Origin of the sequence: Arthrobacter sp. FB24, assembly GCF_000196235.1 — a bacterium.
In the GTDB taxonomy this organism is placed as follows: domain Bacteria; phylum Actinomycetota; class Actinomycetes; order Actinomycetales; family Micrococcaceae; genus Arthrobacter.
This window is the reverse complement of record NC_008541.1, coordinates 2,239,430-2,260,487: the sequence shown is the minus strand read 5'-3', so window position 1 is coordinate 2,260,487 and position 21,058 is coordinate 2,239,430. Positions and strand designations below refer to the sequence as shown.

The window sequence follows — 21,058 nt, the reverse complement described above, 5'->3', positions numbered from 1 at the left end:
CCCGGTCGCCGAGTTCTTTAGTCGCGGCGGTCGAGCGCTTCGAGGAGCCGCTTGACCGAACCTCCGAGGTTCCATTCGGAGGCAAGACGCTCCAGTTCGGCGCGCGAGTCACCGGCCACCGGGTCCAGTTGGGCGCCCGCCTCTTCAAGCGTCGGCAGGGAAAGGTCCCGCACGACATTCACGACGGTGGGTGCGACTTCGAGGTAGTCCGTTGCCGCAGCGAGCTTCGACCGCACCGATGCGGACAACCCGCTGCCCGGGTCCGTGGCCGCTTCGAGCAGCATCGCGAGAGTGCCGTACTCCCCGAGCAGTGACGCGGCGGTCTTCTCACCGATGCCGGCGACGCCCGGCAGACCGTCGGAGGTGTCGCCCCGGAGGATGGCGTAATCGGCGTACTGCTCGGGCAGCACACGGTACTTGCCGACGATTACCGCGTCAGTGACCACTTCAAGGTTCTTCATGCCGCGCGCGGTGTAGATCACGCGCACGCCGCGGTCGTCGCTGACGACCTGGAACAGATCGCGGTCGCCCGTGACCACGTCCACCGGCAAGCCGGCCTGGCTGGCATAGGTGCCAACGACGTCGTCGGCCTCATGTTCAGTAGCCCCCACGACGGCGATACCGGCGAGCTCCAGCACGCGTCGGATCATCGGGATCTGCGTCTCCAGCGCGTCCGGCACGACTTCGATGTCGGGCGCACCGGCCACAACCTCCGCGACCCGGTGCGACTTGTAGCTGGGAATGAGGTCCACCCGCCACTGCGGACGCCAGTCGTCGTCCCAACAGGCAATGAGATGCGTCGCTTCGTAATCCGTGGTGAGCCGCGCGATCATGTCCAGCAGGCCGCGTACGGCGTTCACCGGCGTGCCGTCGGCGCGCCGGATCGTGTCGGGCACCCCGTAGAAGGCGCGGAAGTACAGCGACGCGGTGTCGAGCAGCATCAGGCGATGGGACATACCTGATCCTCACACGGAAACGCTCCGTTGAGAATCGGAGGGGCGCCCGGGGGCTGCTATTCAGAGCTCCCGGTAGTAATACAGCATTGGCTCCGTGCCGTTTGGTTCGGTGTTTGTGAACCCGCGGGCCTCATAGAACCGGCGGGCGTCCGTGTCCTCGCCGTCGACATTGATTTCGAGCAATGCACCGCCCCGGCTCCGGACCAGCCCGCATGAGGCGGCGAGCAGGGCGCTGCCCAGGCGATGCCCCCGCCGGCCCGGACGGACGTAGAGTTCGTCCAGGATTGCGACCGGCCCCGGGTACCAGACATTTGGCCGGAAACTCAGCACCGCAAGCCCGGTTGGCGGCTCGCCGGCGAGCAGCACCACCACGTCCTCCCCCGCCAACAAGTGGGAAAGCCGCGACGCCAGTTCGTCAGTGCCCGGGGTGGGCGCCCCGAACTCGGTGTTGAAATCGTGGAGCATTTGGGCCACAGTCGCTGCATCGGCCGGAGTTGCCCGGCGTGGCACCTCGACGCTGGCTGAGTCATCAGAAGTCACGGCTTCATCATGCTCGGCACCCCGGCCGGCGTCCACTCTGGCTTTTCCGCCCGGCGTCCACTCTGGCTTATCCGCCCGGCGTTCGCGGCTAGCCGGCCGGCGTTACGACGTCCTCCAGCATTGACCGGTCAAAAAAGCGGACCTCGCCCGTCGCCTCAAAGAACACCGGAACCACCGATGTGCTTGCGTCCTTGGACGTTTCGTAAATTTCGGGCGCACCGCCGTGCTTCCGGGCAATTGTTCCTATCAGTTCGGTACCGCGAACCCGGACGGTTCGGTACTTGTAGCTCATGTTGACTCCTTCGTCGACTATGGCAAACCCTACTCCCTGCACCTGTTTCCAAGGACGGGGCTGGCCGGTACAAGACGGGCCAGAGTGCCGCGTCGGCCAGGCCTGCCGGCCACTCCCCGCTGCACCACTGCGCCCCGGCGACGTACTCGATGTGACCTCATCGGGACCCCGCGCCGGCCCTGGCCGCGCAGTACCTGTCGAAGCGGTCGCGCCCCGCGCGCCCCAGCTTTTCGACCGTGCACCAGCTGATGACCGCCACAAGCAGTGTCAGCAGGATTGCCGACACTGCTACCAGCGGCGGCAAGTCGGCTGTGGATCCGCCGTTGAGCCAGAGAATGACCACATAGTTCCAGAGGTACGCCGCGTAGGAAACAGTGCCAAGCATCTGCAGCGGGCGCGTCCATCGGGGCATCACTTGCGAACGGGAGGCGGCCAGCACCACCAGCACGGCCGCGGCAGCCATGGCCAGCGGACCTCCGACAAAGAAGAAGGCCGGCGACTCGTTGGCCCTGGGAAAGAACACCAGGGCTGCGAGGACAAGGACAGCGCCCGGCAAGGCCAGCCGCCTGGGCCGCCGGCCCGAGAACCAGCTGAACATCCGGACCCTGTAGAGGCGCAGTGCCGAGCCGATGATCAGCCCGAGGCCCCACGTCGTGGGAAGGGCGTACACGAGGGAGTGAAGGTGCGGAGCCAGGATCAGCATGGCCAGGACGCTCGCCGTCATCAGGGAGAAGACCACGGCTGCAGACCAGCCGACCAGCTGTCCTTGGCGGTTCCTCCGCAGCGCAAGCACCAGCAGTGCCGGCCAGATCAGGTAAAACTGTTCCTCCACCGCCAGCGTCCAGAGCGGTCCGATTGCCATGCTCACGTCAAAAGGCAGCGGCAGGTCTTTCAGGTAGCCGAAACCGGCGAGGAGGGTATAGCCGATGATGCCCTTCGATCGATCCCCCAGGACGTCAGCTGTCAATTCAACGATGGCGTAGACGCCAAGGAAGGCGATGAGCGCCGGTAACAGCCGGAACGCCCGATGCGCATAGAAACGGCCGTAGCGGACTTTGCGGTGCCGTTCGATGTCCCTCAGCAGCACTCCTGTTATCAAGTAGCCGCTCAGGACGAAGAAGACGATCACGCCGACAATGCCCGCACCTTGAAATACACCCGGCCACGAATGTCCCAACAGCACCGCACCGACGGCCGCACCGCGGAGCACGTCCAATCCGTCCAGCCTTTGCCGCCCGGCACTTTGCCGGGCGGTCTGCCCGGCACTTTGCCCGGCAGCCGTCCCGACTGTTCCATCAACTAGCAACGCCAAATGACCTCCGCAGTTCCCTCTGGATGATTTCGTTTCCGCGCGCCAGCGATGATCCCGGGCGCCGCGCCTCGTCTAATTATCCCCGGCCCGGCTGAATGAAACCTGACCCCGCTGCCCTCCTACACCTTCCGGTGAATGGATTTGTAGCTCAGGTAGGCGTTGAGGCCCTCGACGCCGTACTCGGTGCCGAGGCCGGAATCGTGACGTCCGCCGAAGGGCGCGGCGTGGTTGGAGGCGAAAAAGTTGATGCCTACCGAGCCGGTGTCCATCCGGTCCGCCACGGCCAGCGCCGCTTCCGGGTCTGCGCCGAACACCAGGCCGCCCAGACCGAACTCGGTGTTGTTCGCCAACTCCACGGCCTCATCAGCGCTGCCGCCGGCGTCGTTGTACTTCAGGATGCAGATGACCGGGCCGAAAATCTCCTCCCGGGAGATCCGCATCTCCGGGGTGACGTCGGCGAACACGGTCGGTTCCACGAAGTACCCGCCTTCGAGTCCGCCTCCCAGTGACGCCGCACGTCCGCCGGTGGTGGCGCGGGCGCCTTCGGCCAGACCCGATTCCACGTACTCCAGCACGGTCCTATACTGCGACTCGGTGGCGCACGGGCCAAAGACCGTATCCGGATCCAGCGGGTCTCCCTGCTTGCCGGCGGCGATGGTGCTGGTGACCATGTCCACCACTTCCTCGTAACGGCTGGCGGGGGCCAGGATCCGGGTGGAGATGTAGCAGGTCTGCCCGGTGTTGCGCATCGAGGACCGGATCAGCACCTTGGACATCGCGTCCAGGTCCGCGTCCGGCAGCACGATTGCGCTTGACTTTCCGCCCAACTCCAGCGTGACAGGGCGCAGCAGTTCGCCGCAGGCCGCCGCGATCTTCCGGCCGACCGGGGTGGAACCGGTGAAGGCGACCTTGTCCACGCCCGGGTGCTTCACCAGGGAGTCCCCCAGCCGGCCGGAGCCGGTCACCAGGTTGACGACGCCGGCCGGGACGCCGGCCGCGGCCACGGCGTCGATGATCACCCGGAGCGAGAGCGGCGTTGGCGACGCCGGCTTGATCACCACGGTACAGCCGGCCAGCAGCGCCGGAGCCAGCTTGATCACGACGAGGTTGATCGGGAAGTTCCAGGGCGCGATCAGCGCGCACACACCGATTGGTTCGCGTCGGACCACGGACTCGCCGCCGCCCTGGGGGAAAGCCCGCACGTCCTCGCGTTCAAGGTAACCGGCGAGGGTGGCGAAGTACCGGAAGATGCCCGCGGCGTTGGCCGCGGCCCCCGCGGATTCCGAGACCGGCGAGCCGTTCTCCCGGGTGTTCGTCAGCGAGAGCTCCTCGGCGCGCTTCTCCACTTCCTCGGCGATGCGCAGCAGGTACGCCGCCCGCTCGGACGGCGTCAGCCGCGGCCACATGCCGTCGTCGAAAGCCCTGCGGGCGGAGCCGACGGCGGCGTCGACGTCTTCAGGGGATCCGTCCGGAACGGAGCCCCAGACCTCGCCCGTGGCGGGATCGGTGACCGGGTTGCGGCCGGTGCCGCGTGCCGGGGTCCAGGCACCGTCGACGAAGATGTCCCCCACGTGCGTATACGGCAACTTGAGCCCGGCACGGGCGGCCACAGCGGGAGCGTCGTGCGTGGCCGCGGTCATCGGATCACTGCCGTCTTGAGCAGGGCGGTGGAGCGGTTCAGATCGGCGGCCGCCATGTCGTGGGCGGCCTGGGTGATGAGCTCGGGCACGATTTCCGCGGTTAGGCGGTCCGTGTAGGTGGCCGGGTCCATCTTGAACCAGGAGGAGGCCAGGGCAATCCCCGCCTGGTCGAAGCGCCACAGCCGGTCGGCGTCGCGCATCAGTGCGTCCTCCAGCGACTGTGCCACCGGGCGGGTGTCGTGGCCGTCGATGATCTCGCAGACGCGCTCAATGAATGCCTCGGAATAGCCCAGGCCCGGCAGCACCCGGCGGGCGACGTCGCAGCCCTGCTTCTCGTGTTCGAAGCGGATGGCGGCCTTGCGCCAGTCCCCCGCAAAGCCCTCGGAGATAATGCGGGATTCATCTACATGGGCCCAGCCGGTGTCGTGCAGCAACGTGGCCACCCGGACCAGCTCGGCGTCGGCCTCGGGGTAGGCGCGGCAGAGCCGCTCGGCGAAAGCGAGTGAGATCGGCAGGTGGATGTCGTTGCCGCGGGTACGGGTCTCGTGCACCACGGCCTTCCAGAGCCCGTCAAGTTCCTGGAGCGCTGCCGGTGTCGTGGCGATCGGGGCGGTGTCCACCGGTCCCGGTGCCGGCACGGGGCGGACCGGGTACGCGGCGGCAAAGCGGGCAGCAGCGGGACTGCCTGCCGCCGGATTGTCTGCTGCCGGGTCGCCGGACACGATGTCGAGGGAATCCTGGCTCGCGGTGCCGGGGTCGGCAACCGGGGTCTTGGGGGTGGTCATAATGCTCCTTCGGGTGGGCCGGCCGGCTGGCTAGCTGTCCGTGGTGATCGTTTTGAGGGGGGTGGCCGGGTCCGCGGCGGCGTCGGCGGGGATGTTCTGCCCCTTGGCCAGGGCGTTTTTCACGGCCATGAAGTCCAGCGGCGCATTGACGCAGTCCGCGGCGATGACCTGGCCCTGGCGGTAGTAAAGGACGCTGAATTTCCCGCGTTCCTCGTCCCGCCGCAGCACGGTCCGGTCATAGCCGTTGCAGAGTCCGGCGATCTGGAGTTTGAGGTCGGCCTGGTTGGACCAGAACCACGGGATGCCGGCGTATTCTTCCCGCCGGCCGGTGAGTGAGTAGGCGGCCACCTTGGCGTGTTCGATGGCGTTGTTGACGCTCTCCAGCCGGATCCGCTCGCCGGGTTCCGAGCCGGGCACGGGGTTGGGCATATTGGCGCAGTCTCCGATCGCCACCGTGGTGCCGTCCGAGGCCAGCGCGAAGCGGTCCACGACGATCCCGTTGTCCACGGTCAGGCCGAGCTGTTCGGCGAGTTGGGTGTTGGGGATGACACCGATGCCCACCAGCACTATCTGCGCGGGCAGCACAGTGCCGTCCTGGAGTTCGACGGCGGCAACTGAAGTTCCGCCGTCGGCCCCGGTGAAGCGCCTGGCGCTGGTATTCAGCCGGATGTCCAGGCCCCGGGACCGGTGTGCCTGCAGGAAATACTCGGCGGTTTCCTCACCCACGGCCCGGCCAACGAGCCGGGGGCCGAACTCCAGCACTGTGACGTTCTTGCCCATCTTCTGCAGGCTGGACGCAGCTTCGAGGCCGATGAACCCGCCGCCGATCACCACAACGTCCTGCGCGTCCCCCACCCTGGCCTTGAGCGCCAGGGCGTCGTCAGCGTTTCGCAAGTAGAGCACGCCGTCAAGATCCCCGCCCTCGATCTCCAGTTTCCGGGCGCGGGCGCCCACGGTGAGGGCCAGCCGTTTGAAGGGGAACTGCTTGCCGGAGGATGAGTGCGCCACGCCGGAGCCGTCGGCCTCCTTGTCGATCCTGACGATGTATTCGCCCTTGACCAGGTCCACGTTGTGTTCGGCCCAGTACTCGTTGGAGCGGAAGATCAGGGATTCGCTCTCCACCGTGCCCTGCAGGAACTCCTTGGACAGGGCCGGGCGCTGGTAGGGGCGGTGGTCCTCGTCGCCGAGCAGGGTGATGTGCTCGTCGAAGCCGAGCGCACGGAGGGAAACCGCGAGCTGGACACCGGACTGGCTGGCGCCGATGATCAGCAGGCCCGTGCGGGTGGGGACGCTGAGGTCCGTAACGGGAGCCGGCTGCTCGGCAGTGTGGGCGCCCATCGCTACACCTGGGTTTCCGGCGTGGTGACGAACAGTTCGAGCTCGTCGGTCAGCCGGAGCTGGCAGGACAGCCGCGAGTTGTCCTCGCGGTCCACTGCGGTGCCGTAGAGCATCTCGTCCTCCATGTCCTCCATCGGCGGAAGCTGGGCGAGGCAGTCCTCGCGGACGAACACATGGCAGGTGGCACAGGACAGCGATCCGCCGCATTCGGCCACGATGCCGGGGACGCCGTTGCGCACCGCGGTCTCCATGACGGAATCGCCGGGATTGCCCTGGACGTCGCGGACAGCGCCTGCGGCATCGGTGAAATGGACCGTTGGCATTGGTCCTCCTTAGGGTTGGACTCGGGGTTGAAAGCGGGATGTTGAGTGAAAAGGGGCGGTCAGATGAACTGGCGGCCGCCGTCGACCACCATGGTCTGGCCGGTGTAGTAGGAACTGTCCGGCCCGGCCAGGAAGAGCGCCGCGCCCACAATGTCCTCCGGCTGGCTGGCGCGCTTGATGGCGCCCCGGTCCACACCATAGTTCTCGGCGTTCTCCATCAGCCCGTAGCTGGCCTCGGTGAGGGTGAAACCGGGGGCAATCGCGTTGACTGTGATCCCCCGCCGGCCCAGTTCCTTGGCCATTACCCGGGTCAGGGCCACCACACCGCCCTTGGAGGCGACGTAGTGCAGCCACTGCTCCGAGCCGCTGAAGATCGTGGCGCTGGAGAGGTTGATGACGCGCCCGCCCCCGGGCAGGTACGGGCTGGCGGCCCGGGTGACGAGCCAGGGGCCCTTGAGGTTGACGTTCATCACCAGGTCCCATTCGGCCGGGTCGATGTCCTCGAACGGGCTGCGGGTCACCCCCGCGTACACCGCGGCGTTGTTAAGCACGACGTCGATGCTCCCGTTGCCGAACTCCGCGCAGCTTTTCGCGAGGGCCTCGGTGGAGGCGACGCTGGTGACGTCGGCGTGGAAGGCTGCCGCGTCGGCCCCGGTGTCCAGGACCAGCTGGGCCGTTTCCTCCGCGCCGTCGAGGTTCACGTCCGCCACCGCAACGCGGTAGCCGCGGCGGCCGAAGCCGAGCGCGAACGCCCGGCCCAGGCCGCCGGCGGCACCGGTGATCAGGACGGTGCGGTCAGGGTTCCCGCTTTGGCCCGAACTTGCATCGTCTGTAGGGGTCATCGATGCATCAGACATGGCTGTGACTGTGCGCGCCCGGTCCTGCGACGACCAGTTCGTCTTCGGCGTCGAGGATCTGGACCGTGCCCTTGGTGCCGTCCACCCGCAGCCGCTGGCCGGTCTTGATGGTGGTGGACGCCGAGCCGGTGCCGGTCACGGCCGGGAGGCCGTACTCGCGGCACACGATGGCCGCGTGGCTCATCATGCCGCCAATGTCCGTGACCGTGGCCTTGATCTTGCCGAAGATCGGGCCCCAGGACGGCGCGGTGACCGTGGCGACCAGGATCTCGCCCTGTTGCACCTCGGAGAGCTGGTCCGCATCGGTGACCACGCGGGCCAGGCCTTCCACGACGCCGGGCGAGGCGGCCATGCCGCGCAGGCCGCCGCCTTCGACGGCCTCGCCTGCGCCCAGCCACTGCTGGACCTGTTCCGTGGTGATGCCCCAGAGCATCCGGGTGAAGGGTTCGGTGATGATTTCCGGCGGGGTGTTCAGGGCGGGGGCGGGCCGGGCGGTCTTGAGCGCGTCCACGATCCCGCGGCGGCGTTCGATCTCCTCCGGCCAGTAGTCCGGGCCGATCGGTTTGGCGCCGACACCCCAGCCGGTGACCAGGTCGAAGAGCGCGTCGCGGACCTCGTTGCGGCCCAGGTAGAGCAGGTCGTCCGGTTCGGTCCAGAAGCCCTCGGCCTGCATCATGCGGCTGAGTTCGCGAATCTTGCGCCAGAAGACGCCCATGGTCCAGTGCTCGATGTAGAAGTTGTGGTTCTCCACGTACGGGTAGGCGGTGGCGGCAAGCCCGCGCTTGGCGTCGAAGAGCGCCTGGTTTTCGCCTTCCAGCAGATCCCGGTATTCCTCGATGATGCGGTCACGCTCGATGATCAGGGCCTCGATCGGGCGCATGATCTCCTGGCCCTCGTCCACGCGGCGGATGTAGTCCGCGATGTAGCCGAGCGGGATTTCCTGGTGTTCGTTCCAATACTTGTCGTGGCCGTAGAAGCCGTTGCCCACGGTGAAGTTGAACCACGGGTCCTTGGCAGCCTCGTACTGGGCCGTCCAGCGGTCCCCGCCGGGGGTCGCCGCGATGGCACGCAAGGTGGCGTCGACGTCGTCCGTGTTGCTGAAATGCGGCTGCAGCCCCAGTTCGACGGCGAGTTTGGCGAGCTGCTTGAGCTCGTCGTCCGGGCGGAAGAGTTCCATGTCCACACCCTGCACCATGGTGGCGATGGACTGGTCCGGGATGTTGGGAAAGACCTGCTTGCAGAAGTTGAAGAAGTCCAGGTAAGCGATGTAGCCGAGGTTGAGGAACTCGAAGTGGTACTGCCAGTTCTGATAGGCCAGCTGGATCAGCCGGTCGTAGCTCTCCAGCAGCTTCTCCGAGCCGTCCTTGCCCTTTCCGGAGAGGATGTCCTCCATCGGGACCATGTCCGGGAGTCCGGGGAAGGAGATGGTTTCCATCTCGTCGATGGTGCCCTTGACCTTGACGTGCCACTGCTTGAGGAGCTTGTCCCAGTTCTGGAAGTAGTGCCCCACGCGCTGTTCGAACAGGGGCACGCGGGCGGCGATCTGGTCCTCCGGCACCGGAATGGGCGACATGTAGAGGTATCCCAGGTGCACCCGGAATTCGATGCCGTTGGCGTTGGGGATCATCAGGTGCCGGGCGTTGTACTGGCCCAGGCACTTGACAGCGAATTCTCCGCCGATGGTCTCGAAGGGCTTGAAGACGGTGGGCCAGTGCTGGCTGTCGCAGAACCAGAACTTGGCGTCTTCCTGTTCCTTGAGCTTGTCCTGGAAGACCAGGTAATAGGGGTAGATCTTTTCCCAGCCCTCGGCGCCGGCGGGGACCGCAAGCTCGGAGGGTTTGGGGAAGGACTTCAGGGACATGGCGGTCCTTTCAATACGGGCTCGGCGTTGAGCCTGGGTGATGGAGCGGACGAACGGCAAAAACGGGTGTTAGGCGGACGGCTTGAGCGTGCCGGCACTGAATCCGCTGAAGTAGCCGGCGGAGACCACCGGCTGCGGGGCAGTGTGAATAGATGCCTTGGAGGAGTGCACGGTTTCGGGGCGCGACTGCAGCAGCAGGAGGTTTTCGCCGTCGGGCAGGTCCGCGTCGAGGGCCCACTCGATGTCCTGCGGGCACTTGTAGTGCTTCTCCGCACGCTTGGCCATCTGCGCGACGGCGGTGAGCTCGGCGTCGCTGAGGCTGCGGCGCCCGCGGCGTACGGCATCGACCTCCTGCTCCACCAGCCGTCCCGCAACGGCATCCGGGACGAGTTCGGCATGCTTGTCGCCAAGGTGCTCGGAGATGACAGTCAAGGTGACCTTGTCCAGCATGATGTTGTCCGGGGTGACCTGGCCGGAGACCACCATCTCGCCGACCCCGTAGGAGGAGTCGATGGTGATCTTGGACCGGTCGCCGTTGGTGGGGTCCATGGTGATGGCGACGCCGGAGACGCGGGCGTTGACCATCTTCTGCACCACGACGGCCATGGAGAGGCCTTCGTTGGGGATGTTGTTCTTGAGCCGGTAGATGATGGCGCGGGAAGTGAAGAGCGAGGCCCAGCACTGCCGGATGTGCTCGGTGACGGCCTTGACGCCGGCGAGCCAGAGGTAGGTGTCCTGCTGGCCTGCGAACGAGGCATCCGGGAGGTCTTCCGCGGTGGCGCTGGAACGCACGGCCACCGGGACGGGTGCGTCGAAGCGGGACATCAGGGCCTCGTAGGCACCGACGGTGAGTTCACGCATCGCCTGCGGCACCGGGCGGGAGCAGATGTCCTCGCGGATGGCGGCAGAGACCTTGTCCACCTGGCCCATATTCTCTGGGTCCAGGTCGGCGAGGAGCTGGTGGATGTGCCGGGTGATGCCGGCTTCCTCCATAAAAGTGTCGAACTGCGCCGTCGTGACCACAAAGCCGGGCGGGACGGGCATGCCGGCGGAGGTCATGGTGACCAGGGAGGCACCCTTGCCGCCGAGGTTTTCGAGCTTCGGTTCCAGGCCGCCGTCGAAGAACTGGATGAATTCGTTGCTTTGCATATTTCTCAGGCCTTCCAGCTGACGGGGACGGACTCGGGGACTCGGAAGGAGAGGTTTTCCCGGAAGGTGATGGCTTCCGGGTTCTCCAGCTGCAGCGCCGGGGCGAGCCGTGCCACTTCCTCGAGTGCGATCTTGGCCTGGAGTTTGGCGAGCATGTTGCCCAGGCAGTAGTGGATGCCGAACCCGAAGGAGAGGTGCTCGCGGGCGTTGGGGCGGGTGATGTCGAAGTCTTCGCCGGCGTTGAATTTGGCCTCGTCCCGGTTGGCGGAGCCCATCAGGAGCAGCAGCTGCGCGCCCTCCTCAATGGGCACGCCACCAACCTCGGTGTCCTTGAGCGCCTTGCGGCGCCAGCCGACGATCGAGCCGGCGTAGCGCAGGACCTCGTCAATGGCGGCGGGGATCTTCTTGGGGTCCTCGACGAGCTGCTGCCACTGCTCGGGCCGGGACAGGAGCTCGCGCAGGGCGTTGGAGATCAGCGTGGTGGTGGTCTCGTGCCCGGCGAAGAGCAGGCTGTAGAGTACGGAGGCGATCTCGTGGTCGGAAATCTCCGCACCCTCCTGCTGCGACTTCACCAGGTCCGCGGTGAGGTTGTCGCCGCCTTGCTCGTGGGCCACCTTGACCAGCCGGAGACATTCCTGCCAGTACTCCACGAGGTTGTGGGCGTGCGGAATTTGTTCCTCGTCGCTGAGGTCGCCCCAGGTCATGGCCGCGCGGGAGTCGCTCCAGCGCTTGAAGGTGTCCACCTGGGAGACATCCGCTCCGATGAGGGTGAGGATGGTGATGGTGGGGACGTCGTAGGCGAGGTCCTTGACCATGTCCCCGCGGTGTTCCGGGCGCGCCAGCATCTTTTCGATCAGTTCGATGACGTTCTGCCGGATGAAGGGCTCCAGCGCCTTGTAGCGGCGCGGCGTGAAGGCCTTTTGGACCACGGCGCGGATGCGGGTGTGCTCCGGAGGGCGGCGGGCGGACAGGCCCGAGTAGGCGGTGAAGCCGCCGTCTTCCATGATTTTCTTCGCGGCGGGGCCGCGTTCGCGGACGGGGGCCTGGGCGTTTTCGCTGGAGAAGGTCTCCCAGTCCTCGAAGACAGCCTTGATGTCGTCATAGCGGGAGACGACGTAGAGGCCGACCCGCTCGTCGAACATCACGGGCTGCTCGGCCCGGAGTTCGGCGTAGGCCGGGAAGGGGTCCTTCATCTGGAACGGCTCGTAGCCGTGGTGCCCTGCGGGTGCTTCGGCGCCGTGTCCAAAGGGACAGCGGCCGGCCGTTTCCGTCGAGGGTGACATCTAAGCTCCTTGGTTTTCGGTCCCGCCGGCAGCGCCAGTGCATGCCGGGGTTCTTATTCACCAGTGTGGCCCGCATCACCCGCCCGGGGCCGAACTTCTTCCACTGAGCGGAAGCGACTTAGTCTGCGGGCCCTGCGGGACGGGAAACGCGGCTTAGTCGGTAAGCGCGGCGTGGCTGCCCAACAGTGTTTCCAGCGGAATCCGCGCCGTGGCGCGCTCAATCTGGGCGGCGATCCCCCGCAGGACAGGAAGGTGCCGGGTCATCGTGGCAGCCTGGTCGGTGGGCAGCACAAGGCCGATGGACGCTCCGATCCTGCCGGTATGGAACACCGGGACGGCAATCGAGCAGGATCCCAGCCGGACTTCCTCCAAGGTTGTGGCGTAGCCCTGCTCACGGATCCGGGTCAACTCTGCGGCCAGCTGCTTGGGGTCCACGTGGGTGTGCGCGGTGTGCCGCTCCAGCTGCCGGTTCAGGTAGGCGTCACGGACCCAGTCCTCATCGAAGGCGAGGATGACCTTTCCGACGGCGGTCGCGTGCATGGGAAGCCGGCCGCCGACCCGACCGGCGCGGGGCACACGCCTGGAGCCGTAGACCCTGTCGATGTAGAGCACCTCGTGGCCGGCCCTGACCGCCAGGTGCGCGGTTTCGCCGGTGAGCGAAAACAGGTCCTGGACAAAGGGCCGGGCCGCGTCGCGGAGCTGCCGCCCGGTGTTCTGGGCGAGCTCCCAGAGCCGGATGCCCAGCTGGTAGCGGCCGTTGGGTTCGCGGGACAGGAGTCCCCAGTCGGTGAGCTCGGTGACCAGCCGGTGGGCGGTGCTCAGCGGCAGCCCCGATTTTTCGGCAATATCGGTCAGGCTAAGGGCACCACGGGACTTTTCGAAGGCTTCGAGTATGGAGAGGACCTTCGACGTCACGGTCCTGCCGGGTTCGCGGCTGCCGCCGGCCATCGTGGCTCCTTCCAAGGTGCGCGCCCACTGCTTTGCATACTGCGGGCCGCCTCCCGGCGGTCCGATCAGAGTCTAGTCTGCGGTGCCGGGGCAGCGGGTCCGGGACGCAAAAGGCGGGAGGACGACGGCGGTACGTGCCGCCGTCGTCCTCCCGCCTTTGCTGTTCTACTGTCCCTGGACCGGCACCCCGAGCAGGTCATCGATGCTGCCCAGAACCCTGTCCGTGACCTCCTCGATTCCGCCGATCCCGTCCACCTGCGCGAGGATCCCGCGGCCGGCATACCTGGCCACCACGGCCTCCGTCTGCTCGTGGTACAGGTCCAGCCGGTGGCGGATGACGCTTTCGTTGTCGTCGCTTCGGCCGGTTTCCCTGGCCCGGCCCAGCAGGCGGGAGACCAGCTCCTCGTCGTCGGCCGTCAGCTGGAGGACCACTCCGAGCTTCCGGTCGCCGGATGCGAGGATTCCGTCGAGGTAGTCCACCTGCGCAACGGTGCGCGGGTAGCCGTCCAGCAGGAAGCCCTCTTTGGCATCGTCCTGGCTGAGGCGGCTCCGCACCATTTCATTCGTGACGCTGTCCGGCACGAAGTCTCCGTTATCCATATACTTCTTGGCCTCGACGCCCAGCGGGGTCCCGCCCTTGACGTTGGCCCGGAAGATATCGCCGGTGGAGATCGCCACTACGCCGAGGCGTTCCGAAATCCGTTCCGCCTGGGTTCCCTTGCCGGAACCGGGCGGACCAATAATCAGCATTCTCGTCATTCACTATTCCTTTGCTGGTTATATGGACGTCTTCGTCCTGGCCCGATGCTACTGATCCGGAGGTTGCGGCCGGGCTGCATCGGCGCCTCACAGCAGGGTACGACGGCGGAGGATCCCCGCGGCTGCGCGCCCGCCTCTTGTGCTGTTACCGGTAGTGCTGGTGCAGTGAGCGGCAGCGCCGACGTGGCCTATGACGAGGGGCGACCGGTAAATTTGGGGCGATGATACACATTGATCAGGACAGCCCCGCGCGCGCGGATGTCCACCGGCTCCTGAGCGAGCACCTGGCGGACATGTTCGCCACGTCACCGGCCGAAAGTGTGCACGCGCTGGACCACTCAGCGCTCTCCGGACCCTCAATTACATTCTGGACGGCCAGCGAGGAAGGCGAACTCCTCGGGTGCGGCGCACTTAAACTCCTCGATTCCCGGACCGGTTCAGCGAAGCACGGCGAAATCAAGTCGATGCGCACCACAGCAAGCGCACGGGGGCGCGGCGTCGCCACCATGATGCTCAGGCACATCGTGGACGAAGCCCGAAGCCGGGACTACGGGCGCATCTACCTTGAGACGGGAACGGAGGAGTATTTCGCTCCCGCAAGGCGACTATACGTCCGCACCGGATTCACCGAATGCCCGCCCTTTGCCGACTACGCCCTGGATCCGAACAGCGTTTTCATGGAACTCCGCCTCTGAGCAGTCAGACAGCGCCGGGCTGCCACTTTTCCCCCGCACCTCCCACCCCTCCCTGCTAGCATGTGGGCGAGGTGGCTCATGGAAAGCAGGACGGCAGGGCGTGCAGCGGCCGACGCGATGGCCGCTGTTGCCGCGTACGGGGTGGCGGGAATATGGCTCTCCACGTTGCACTTCCCCGGTATCGGACTACAGTCTGTGGGCCTGGGCGCCGGCGCTGTGGTCATTGGAGCCGCCGCCAACTCCGTCATGCGACGCACTCCCCGCTTCTCCACAGCCGCCGACCGGGTAACCCTGTTGCGGGCAGTCCTCGTTGCCCTTTGCGGGGTACTGGCCGTGCCTGTGCTGGTCGGCGGGCAGCGCCCGGACCAGCTCCTCGTCATCGTGGGTGCCGTTGCCTTCCTTCTCGACGCCGTTGACGGTTTCGTCGCCCGTCGCACACGGACAGCCTCGACGGCCGGGGCACGCCTTGATAGCGCTACCGACGCCGCTCTGGTGCTCGTTCTTTCTGTTGCGACGTGCGCGGTCATCGGGCTCTGGACCCTCTGCATCGGTGCGCTTTACTACGTTTTTGTGGCCGCGGGACGCCTCCGGCCCCACCTTCGCGGCGCGCTTCCGCCCAACGCTGCGCGCAAGGCAATCGGGGCCTTCCAGCCGTTCGCGCTGCTTCTTGCGCTGACCCCGGGTATCCCGCCCGCTGTTGCTGCCGCAGCGCCCGCGCTGGCCCTTCCGCTGCTTGTTTTCTCCTTCGGCCGCGACGTCGTCGCGCTGGAACGCCGCCGCCGTCAACCCCGCACGCACCCGCATTAGGTGGGTGTCGCCGGAATTGTCCCTTGGATGAAACGCCTTTGTTAGCGTGGCAATGTCTGGGCCGATGCAGCTGTTAGTCGTCCAGGCGCACGCCGCGGACCAGCAGAAGCGTTCCGCCCACAACGACCGCTGACGCCAGGAACACCCCGGCCGCCCCGAGCCCAGCCGCCACAACCCCGATGGCGCTGGGCAGGACCACCTGGCCCACCCTGTTCCCGGCAAGCCGCAGGGCCAGGGCCTTTCCGCGCTGGCCGTCCGGGGCCTGCGCCGAAAGCCAGGACATGGTCAGCGGCTGGCCGATGCCCAGCCCGAGGCCCAGCCCGGCCATCACCATGAAGAGGAGCCACTGCGGCATCGGAATCGCGGCGACGGCCAGTGCGACGGTGGAAAGCGCGAGGCTTGAAGCCATGAGCCGCCCCCGGCCGAACCTCCGGGACAGGCGCCCGAGCCCCAGCCTCGAAACCATCGAGAACCCGGCCCGCACCGCGAGCATGAGGCCCACTGCGGCCGCACTGAACCCCCGCTCCGTGCCGAGTGCCGGCAGGTAGACCACGGTCAGGTCCACCACGGCCAGCACCGTGGCGCTGGTAGCCAGTGCCCGGACCAGCCCCGGCGTCCTGAGCAGCGATGCAACACTTCCTTTAGGGCCGTCTGTTGCTGCGGCACCGGACTTCCTTCCGGTGGCCTTCGTCGAGATGAGGAAGGTGGTGAGGAAGAGAACCAGGCTCATGCCGGCCGAGAGGAAGAAGATTGCCTGCGTGTCCGGACGGACGGAGGCTCCACCAACCACGGAGATTGCCAGCGGGCCCAGCGCCTGGCCCAACGACGCCGCGAAGGTCAGGTATCCGAACGCGGAGTCAAGCCCTGACGCCACGGCATTGTTTGCGACGACAGCCTGCTGCCCCACGACACACGCCAGCTGTCCTGCGCCAAGCAGCGCCGTACCGCCAACCAACGCAGGGACTGAGGTCCCCCAAAACAGCAGGAAAAGGGAACAACCAAGTACGACGGCGGACCCGGTCACCATGAGCCGCCTCTCACCTAACCGGTCCACGAGGGCGCCGGTTGGGACTGCCAGGAGCAGGGGAAAAACGGCGTAGCTGGCCGCGAGGAGGCCCAGGGCATATCCCGGCACGTCCAGTTCCAGCGCCCGGTAAGTGGTTGCCGGCCGGACCAGGAAGGTCACGGCCTGGATCAGAGTCGAGTGAAGGAGAAGTGCCAGCGCTGAACGGCGGCCCAGTTCACCGATCACGGGATGACGGGTGCGGTGCCGGAGACGGCCCGCACCGCTGCATCCCGGGCGCCGACGACATGGTCGAAAGCGATTTTGGCGGCTGCTTCCGGCTTGCCCGAGGCAATGGCCTCCACCAGGATGCGGTGGTCGGCGAGAGCATGGTCACGGCGTTCCTGCGTGTTGTTGGTGAAGTGCCGGTAGCGCTCCATCTGGCTGGAGACCTGGTCATGAAACTTCCGGGCCCACGAATTTCCGGCAATGTCCGAGATAGCGGTATGCAGCGACATCCCGTACTTCATGGCTTCGTCGGCGAACTCCACCATGGCCGCATTGCGTTCCACGATGCCCTCCAGGGCCGCGATATCGGCCGGCGTCGCTTTGGCGCACGCTTCCCGGGCCATCAGGGACTCCAAAGCCGCGCGTACGCCGTAAAGCTCGGCGATCACCCCTTCGTTCAGGTTCGGGACCAGCACGCCTCCCGTGGGTTGCTGTTCCAGCAGACCCTCCGAGATCAGCCGCCGGATCGCCTCCCGCAGCGGCGTCCGGCTGACCTGAAGCGCCGTCGCCATTGCCGGTTCGAAGATGCGTTCGCCCGGCTTCAGTTCCAGAGTGAGGATCCGGCGTTTCAGCTCTCCGTAGACCAGATGTGCTCCGGTATTCCGGGACTGCGATTCGACCATCGACGACCTCCACCATCTCGAACTTGTATACAACTATACAAGTACAGTCTTTTGCGACGGTAAAGGTGCGGATGTGTCCTATGAACCCCAGTCGGCGTCGTCGAAGGGGCGTCCGCGGAAATGAGCGCGGAGATATTCCCCCACGACGGCAGCCCCCAGGTCCCCGGCCTCGGGCGCAACGACCCGGCCGTCGATTCGGCGGGCCATGCGCTGGACGAACCGCTCGAGCCACGGGTCACTGCCCAGCCGGAAGAACGTGGCCTGCGTTCCTGCGCGGCCGAGACGGTCGAGCTCGGCGATCGTGACGCGGATGGTCTCCGGGTCCGGCGGGTAATCGAACCAAGAGTCCCCCTCTGGCAACAGGTGCGCGGTAGGCTCACCGTCGGTCACCACGAGGAGGACGTGTTGCATCGACGGATGCTGGCGGAAGAAGCGGTTGGCCAGCAACAACCCGTGATGGAGATTGGTTCCCTGTTCCCGCCGCGATGCCAAGGCCGTAAGTTCGCCGATGTCCATGGTCTGCGCGTAGCGGCCGAAGGTGATCAGCTGCAGCCGGTCCCCGCGAAACCGGGTGGAGACGAGATGGTGCAAGGCCAGTGCGGTGCGTTTCATCGGCACCCACCGGCCCTCGGCGGCCATCGAGAACGACACGTCGACGAGCAGGACGACGGCAGCCTGGGTGCGCGCCTCTGTCTCCGTCACCTCGATATCTTCTACCTCGAGGCGCACCCCTCGGCCCGGGTCACCGCCGCCGGCCATGGTGCGGCGGATCGCGTTTGTCATGGTGCGGGTAACGTCCCACGGCCCGGCGTCCCCGAACTCCCATTGACGGCTGGAGCCGGTCTGCTCTCCGGCTGCCCCGGCGACGCGCGTGTCCCGGCGCCCCTGCCGGCCGGACAGCTGCCTGGCGGTCTCCCGCAACAGTGACTTACCGAGCCGTCTCATGGCCTGGGGGGACAACCGGAGGTCGCCGTCGACGCCGCGCCGCAGGTAGCCGCCGTCCTGCATGGCCCGCTCGATCTCGGCGAGCGTGCGGGCTGACACGGCGGCTTTTGGCCCGAGTTGGCGGGCCAGTGCATCAAGGTCCAGATCGTCGAGACGTGACCCGTTGTAGGACTGCGAGAGCTGCTCGGCCAGCTCGTCGAGCTCGGCGATGTCCTGGAGCACACCGGTGCCGTCGCCCAGCCCGAGTCCTTCCTGGCCCTCGAAGCGTTCGGAGCCATTCCAGTCCTCCCCCGGGCGCAGGGCACGCAGGCTGGAGTCCAGCTGATCGAGCTGGGCCATGAGTTCGGGCGAGCCGAACGCCTGGGCGGACAGACGCATCAGCTCATCGCGCTGCTCCGCGGACATGGACTGCAGGAGCCGCTGGGCAGCAGCTGCGCGCTTGGCCAGTGCGTCGATCAGCTCCTCGACGGATTGTGGATTCTCCGGAAAGAAGTGGCCGTGCCGGGCCATGAACTCCTGAAAGTCCGTGTCGGTGTCTTGCCCGTGCCGGTGCTTGTCCAGTAGCCCGTTGAGGTCACGCAGCATCTCGTTCACCGCCTCGCGGTCCTCGTCTGTGGCGTTCTGGAGCGCTTCCTTCATGCCGGCGAACCGCTGGTCGAGGACCTCACGGCCCAGCAGATCCTTGATCCGCTCGTAGGCTTCCCGGGCGGTGCCCGACTGCCAGTCATAGGAGGCGAGTTCGTTGACCGCTGCCGCTGTGGACGAGGGCAGGTTCTGCAGCTGCATCTCCCTGAATGCGCGGTCTGTGTTGTCCATCATGGCGTCGCGGGCGAGCTGCTTGTGCTCCTCAAGCACCGCAGTGTCGAGGAGTTTCCTGACCTCGCTGAGGGTGCCGTCCAGCCGGTGGCGGCCCAGGAGTTCACTCCGGCGTTGCTGTACGCGGCTGGCGAGGTCGTCGAGCCCTTCACGGTTCCGGCCGCCGCGCCGCAGGAACTCCTGCAGGGCGCGCCGGGGCGAGTAGCCTGCCATGACGTCCTCGGCGATGGCGTCGAGCGCCTCCGCCAGGTCCACCGGCGGGGCGAGCGGATCGGGTCCTCCCCTGTACCGGCCGTATCTGGACCGGTTGTGCACACCCATGATGCCGCCTATCCGTAGCCCTGGTTCCTAGCCGTAGACCGTCTCCTCGTCGTCGGACTCCTTGGAGATCCGCCGGGCGAGGTAAAGGCCTTCCAATGCAAGTTCGATTGCGGCGGCACGCTGTCCGTCATTCCTGGCGCCCAGGCGCCCGCTGATCTCGTCATAGAGGCCGGATGAGTTAAGGGACGGGAGGTTTTCCAGGAACTCCCGTGCAGTGACCTGCTCTCCGGTGGTCACTGTCCTGTGGCCGTCGAGGGCCGCCACCAGCGGACCGAGGTCGATTCCGTGGTAGTGCGCCCGCACAGCTTCGGCCGTGGCCGTGCGCAGGAGGTGGTCGAGGACCGCCTGTTCATGCCCTTCCTCACCGGATTCAAACTCGATCTTGCCTGTGAGGACTTCCACTGCAGTCTCCAGGTCAATGATGCGGGCGACGGCCTCGTCCTCGCCGCGCACGCTGGCACGGCGCAGCGCCGCAGCGGCAACGGTTTCCGCGCCCGCGATGGCGAACCGCGCCGAGACTCCGGAAGTCTGGTTGATAGCCGGGGACTGCCGCAGCGCCCGGGTGTAACGCGCCAGGATCTCAAGGATGACGGGCGGGACGTCAGCCACAAGCCGCCCCTCCTGCCGGATGACAGACACCTCGTCCTCCAGCTCTATCGGGTAGTGGGTCCGGATCTCGGCGCCGAAGCGATCCTTCAGGGGCGTGATGATCCGGCCGCGGTTGGTATAGTCCTCCGGGTTGGCGGACGCGACGACGAGCACGTCGAGGGGCAACCGCAGCACATAGCCGCGGATCTGGATGTCGCGCTCCTCCATCACGTTGAGCATCGCGACCTGTATCCGCTCGGCGAGGTCGGGCAGTTCGTTGATGGCGATGATGCCGCGGTTGGAGCGCGGGACGAGTCCGTAGTGGATGGTTTCCGGGTCCCCGAGTCGACGGCCTTCAGCCACCCGCATCGGGTCGACGTCGCCGATGAGGTCGGCCACGGAGGTGTCAGGCGTAGCCAGCTTCTCGACGTACCGTTCCGAGCGGTGCCGCCACGACACGCGCAACCGGTCCCCCTCGGTCAGCACACGGGCACGGGAGTGCTCCGTGATCGGCTCGAAGGGGTGTTCGTTCAGTTCGGAACCTTCGATCACCGGGGACCACTCGTCGAGCAGACCCACCAGGGTGCGGAGCAGCCGTGTCTTGCCCTGACCACGCTCACCGAGCAGGACGACATCGTGGCCGGCGATCAGCGCACGCTCGAGCTGGGGAAGAACAGTCCGGCTGAAACCGTACATCCCGGGCCACGGATCACGGCCGGCGGCAAGCGCGGTGAGCAGGTTGCCGCGGATCTCCTGACGCAGATCCTTGAGGACATGGCCTGCTGCACGCAGTTCACCAACGGTGAAGATATCGGGACGATCGCTCACTCCTCTACCGTAGACCTCCACTGTGCCCGGAATCGAGGGAATCTCCCCGGTTTTTCACCCGCAGGTGTTGGCCGTGGCCGCTGGTGGAGACGACCCTGAGC

General features: G+C 66.6%; 20 protein-coding genes. 2 read left to right on the top strand and 18 right to left on the bottom strand.

The features are described from left to right. Window positions 1–17: 17 nt before the first annotated feature. From ARTH_RS10140 to ARTH_RS10075, 14 genes are all read right to left on the bottom strand, one after another. Entirely contained in the window at window positions 18–956 is a 939-nt protein-coding gene (locus ARTH_RS10140) for a 5'-3' exonuclease (protein ID WP_011691851.1), read from the bottom strand. Window positions 957–1,016: 60 nt separating this feature from the next. Further along, window positions 1,017–1,421 carry a GNAT family N-acetyltransferase gene (locus ARTH_RS10135; protein WP_071067509.1) on the bottom strand — a complete coding sequence of 135 codons (405 nt, stop codon included), beginning with the start codon at window positions 1,419–1,421 and terminating at the stop codon, window positions 1,017–1,019. A gap of 163 nt (window positions 1,422–1,584) precedes the next feature. Then, the gene (locus ARTH_RS10130) at window positions 1,585–1,788 is read right to left on the bottom strand and encodes a hypothetical protein (protein ID WP_011693994.1); all 204 of its coding nucleotides are present in this window, start codon (window positions 1,786–1,788) and stop codon (window positions 1,585–1,587) included. A 157-nt stretch (window positions 1,789–1,945) separates the two neighbouring features. After that, complete coding sequence (locus tag ARTH_RS10125; protein ID WP_156810797.1) at window positions 1,946–2,998, bottom strand: acyltransferase family protein; 1,053 nt, start codon at window positions 2,996–2,998, stop codon at window positions 1,946–1,948. Between the two features lie 221 nt (window positions 2,999–3,219). Further along, a complete protein-coding gene (locus tag ARTH_RS10120; RefSeq protein ID WP_011691848.1) occupies window positions 3,220–4,740 on the bottom strand; it encodes an aldehyde dehydrogenase family protein in 1,521 nt (506 codons plus the stop codon). Beyond that, complete coding sequence (locus ARTH_RS10115) at window positions 4,737–5,525, bottom strand: HD domain-containing protein (protein ID WP_011691847.1); 789 nt, start codon at window positions 5,523–5,525, stop codon at window positions 4,737–4,739. The genes ARTH_RS10120 and ARTH_RS10115 overlap by 4 nt, the downstream gene beginning before the upstream one ends. A gap of 30 nt (window positions 5,526–5,555) precedes the next feature. Next, the gene (locus ARTH_RS10110; protein WP_011691846.1) at window positions 5,556–6,863 is read right to left on the bottom strand and encodes an NAD(P)/FAD-dependent oxidoreductase; all 1,308 of its coding nucleotides are present in this window, start codon (window positions 6,861–6,863) and stop codon (window positions 5,556–5,558) included. A gap of 2 nt (window positions 6,864–6,865) precedes the next feature. Next, a complete protein-coding gene (locus ARTH_RS10105; protein WP_011691845.1) occupies window positions 6,866–7,186 on the bottom strand; it encodes a 2Fe-2S iron-sulfur cluster-binding protein in 321 nt (106 codons plus the stop codon). Window positions 7,187–7,245: 59 nt separating this feature from the next. Further along, window positions 7,246–8,043, bottom strand: coding sequence for an SDR family NAD(P)-dependent oxidoreductase (locus tag ARTH_RS10100; RefSeq protein ID WP_011691844.1), 798 nt, complete (start codon window positions 8,041–8,043; stop codon window positions 7,246–7,248). Next, window positions 8,036–9,904 (bottom strand): PEP-utilizing enzyme, encoded by a 1,869-nt coding sequence (locus tag ARTH_RS10095; RefSeq protein ID WP_011691843.1) that lies wholly within the window; start codon window positions 9,902–9,904, stop codon window positions 8,036–8,038. The genes ARTH_RS10100 and ARTH_RS10095 overlap by 8 nt, the downstream gene beginning before the upstream one ends. 69 nt (window positions 9,905–9,973) lie before the next feature. Further along, complete coding sequence (locus tag ARTH_RS10090) at window positions 9,974–11,053, bottom strand: PEP/pyruvate-binding domain-containing protein (protein WP_011691842.1); 1,080 nt, start codon at window positions 11,051–11,053, stop codon at window positions 9,974–9,976. Window positions 11,054–11,058: 5 nt separating this feature from the next. Then, on the bottom strand, window positions 11,059–12,336 hold the full coding sequence (locus ARTH_RS10085) for a cytochrome P450 (protein WP_011691841.1): 1,278 nt from the start codon (window positions 12,334–12,336) through the stop codon (window positions 11,059–11,061). Window positions 12,337–12,489: 153 nt separating this feature from the next. Next, the gene (locus tag ARTH_RS10080; protein WP_011691840.1) at window positions 12,490–13,284 is read right to left on the bottom strand and encodes an IclR family transcriptional regulator; all 795 of its coding nucleotides are present in this window, start codon (window positions 13,282–13,284) and stop codon (window positions 12,490–12,492) included. Between the two features lie 165 nt (window positions 13,285–13,449). Then, window positions 13,450–14,034, bottom strand: a complete 585-nt coding sequence (locus ARTH_RS10075; RefSeq protein WP_198011584.1) for an adenylate kinase — start codon at window positions 14,032–14,034, stop codon at window positions 13,450–13,452. Window positions 14,035–14,264: 230 nt separating this feature from the next. Here ARTH_RS10075 and ARTH_RS10070 point away from each other — a divergent pair, with 230 nt between their 5' ends. After that, window positions 14,265–14,738 carry a GNAT family N-acetyltransferase gene (locus ARTH_RS10070; protein WP_011691838.1) on the top strand — a complete coding sequence of 158 codons (474 nt, stop codon included), beginning with the start codon at window positions 14,265–14,267 and terminating at the stop codon, window positions 14,736–14,738. Between the two features lie 78 nt (window positions 14,739–14,816). Continuing rightward, window positions 14,817–15,545, top strand: a complete 729-nt coding sequence (locus ARTH_RS10065; protein WP_011691837.1) for a CDP-alcohol phosphatidyltransferase family protein — start codon at window positions 14,817–14,819, stop codon at window positions 15,543–15,545. Window positions 15,546–15,618: 73 nt separating this feature from the next. On the opposite strand, the gene ARTH_RS10060 is transcribed toward ARTH_RS10065, so the two are convergent. The 4 genes from ARTH_RS10060 to ARTH_RS10045 form a co-directional block, all read right to left on the bottom strand. After that, window positions 15,619–16,797 carry an MFS transporter gene (locus tag ARTH_RS10060; protein WP_011691836.1) on the bottom strand — a complete coding sequence of 393 codons (1,179 nt, stop codon included), beginning with the start codon at window positions 16,795–16,797 and terminating at the stop codon, window positions 15,619–15,621. Next, complete coding sequence (locus tag ARTH_RS10055) at window positions 16,794–17,459, bottom strand: GntR family transcriptional regulator (RefSeq protein ID WP_011691835.1); 666 nt, start codon at window positions 17,457–17,459, stop codon at window positions 16,794–16,796. The genes ARTH_RS10060 and ARTH_RS10055 overlap by 4 nt, the downstream gene beginning before the upstream one ends. A 78-nt stretch (window positions 17,460–17,537) precedes the next feature. Then, window positions 17,538–19,541 (bottom strand): vWA domain-containing protein, encoded by a 2,004-nt coding sequence (locus ARTH_RS10050; protein ID WP_011691834.1) that lies wholly within the window; start codon window positions 19,539–19,541, stop codon window positions 17,538–17,540. A gap of 27 nt (window positions 19,542–19,568) precedes the next feature. Next, window positions 19,569–20,957: a sigma 54-interacting transcriptional regulator gene (locus ARTH_RS10045; RefSeq protein ID WP_043429726.1), complete on the bottom strand. Its 1,389-nt coding sequence runs from the start codon at window positions 20,955–20,957 to the stop codon at window positions 19,569–19,571. Window positions 20,958–21,058 lie beyond the last annotated feature (101 nt).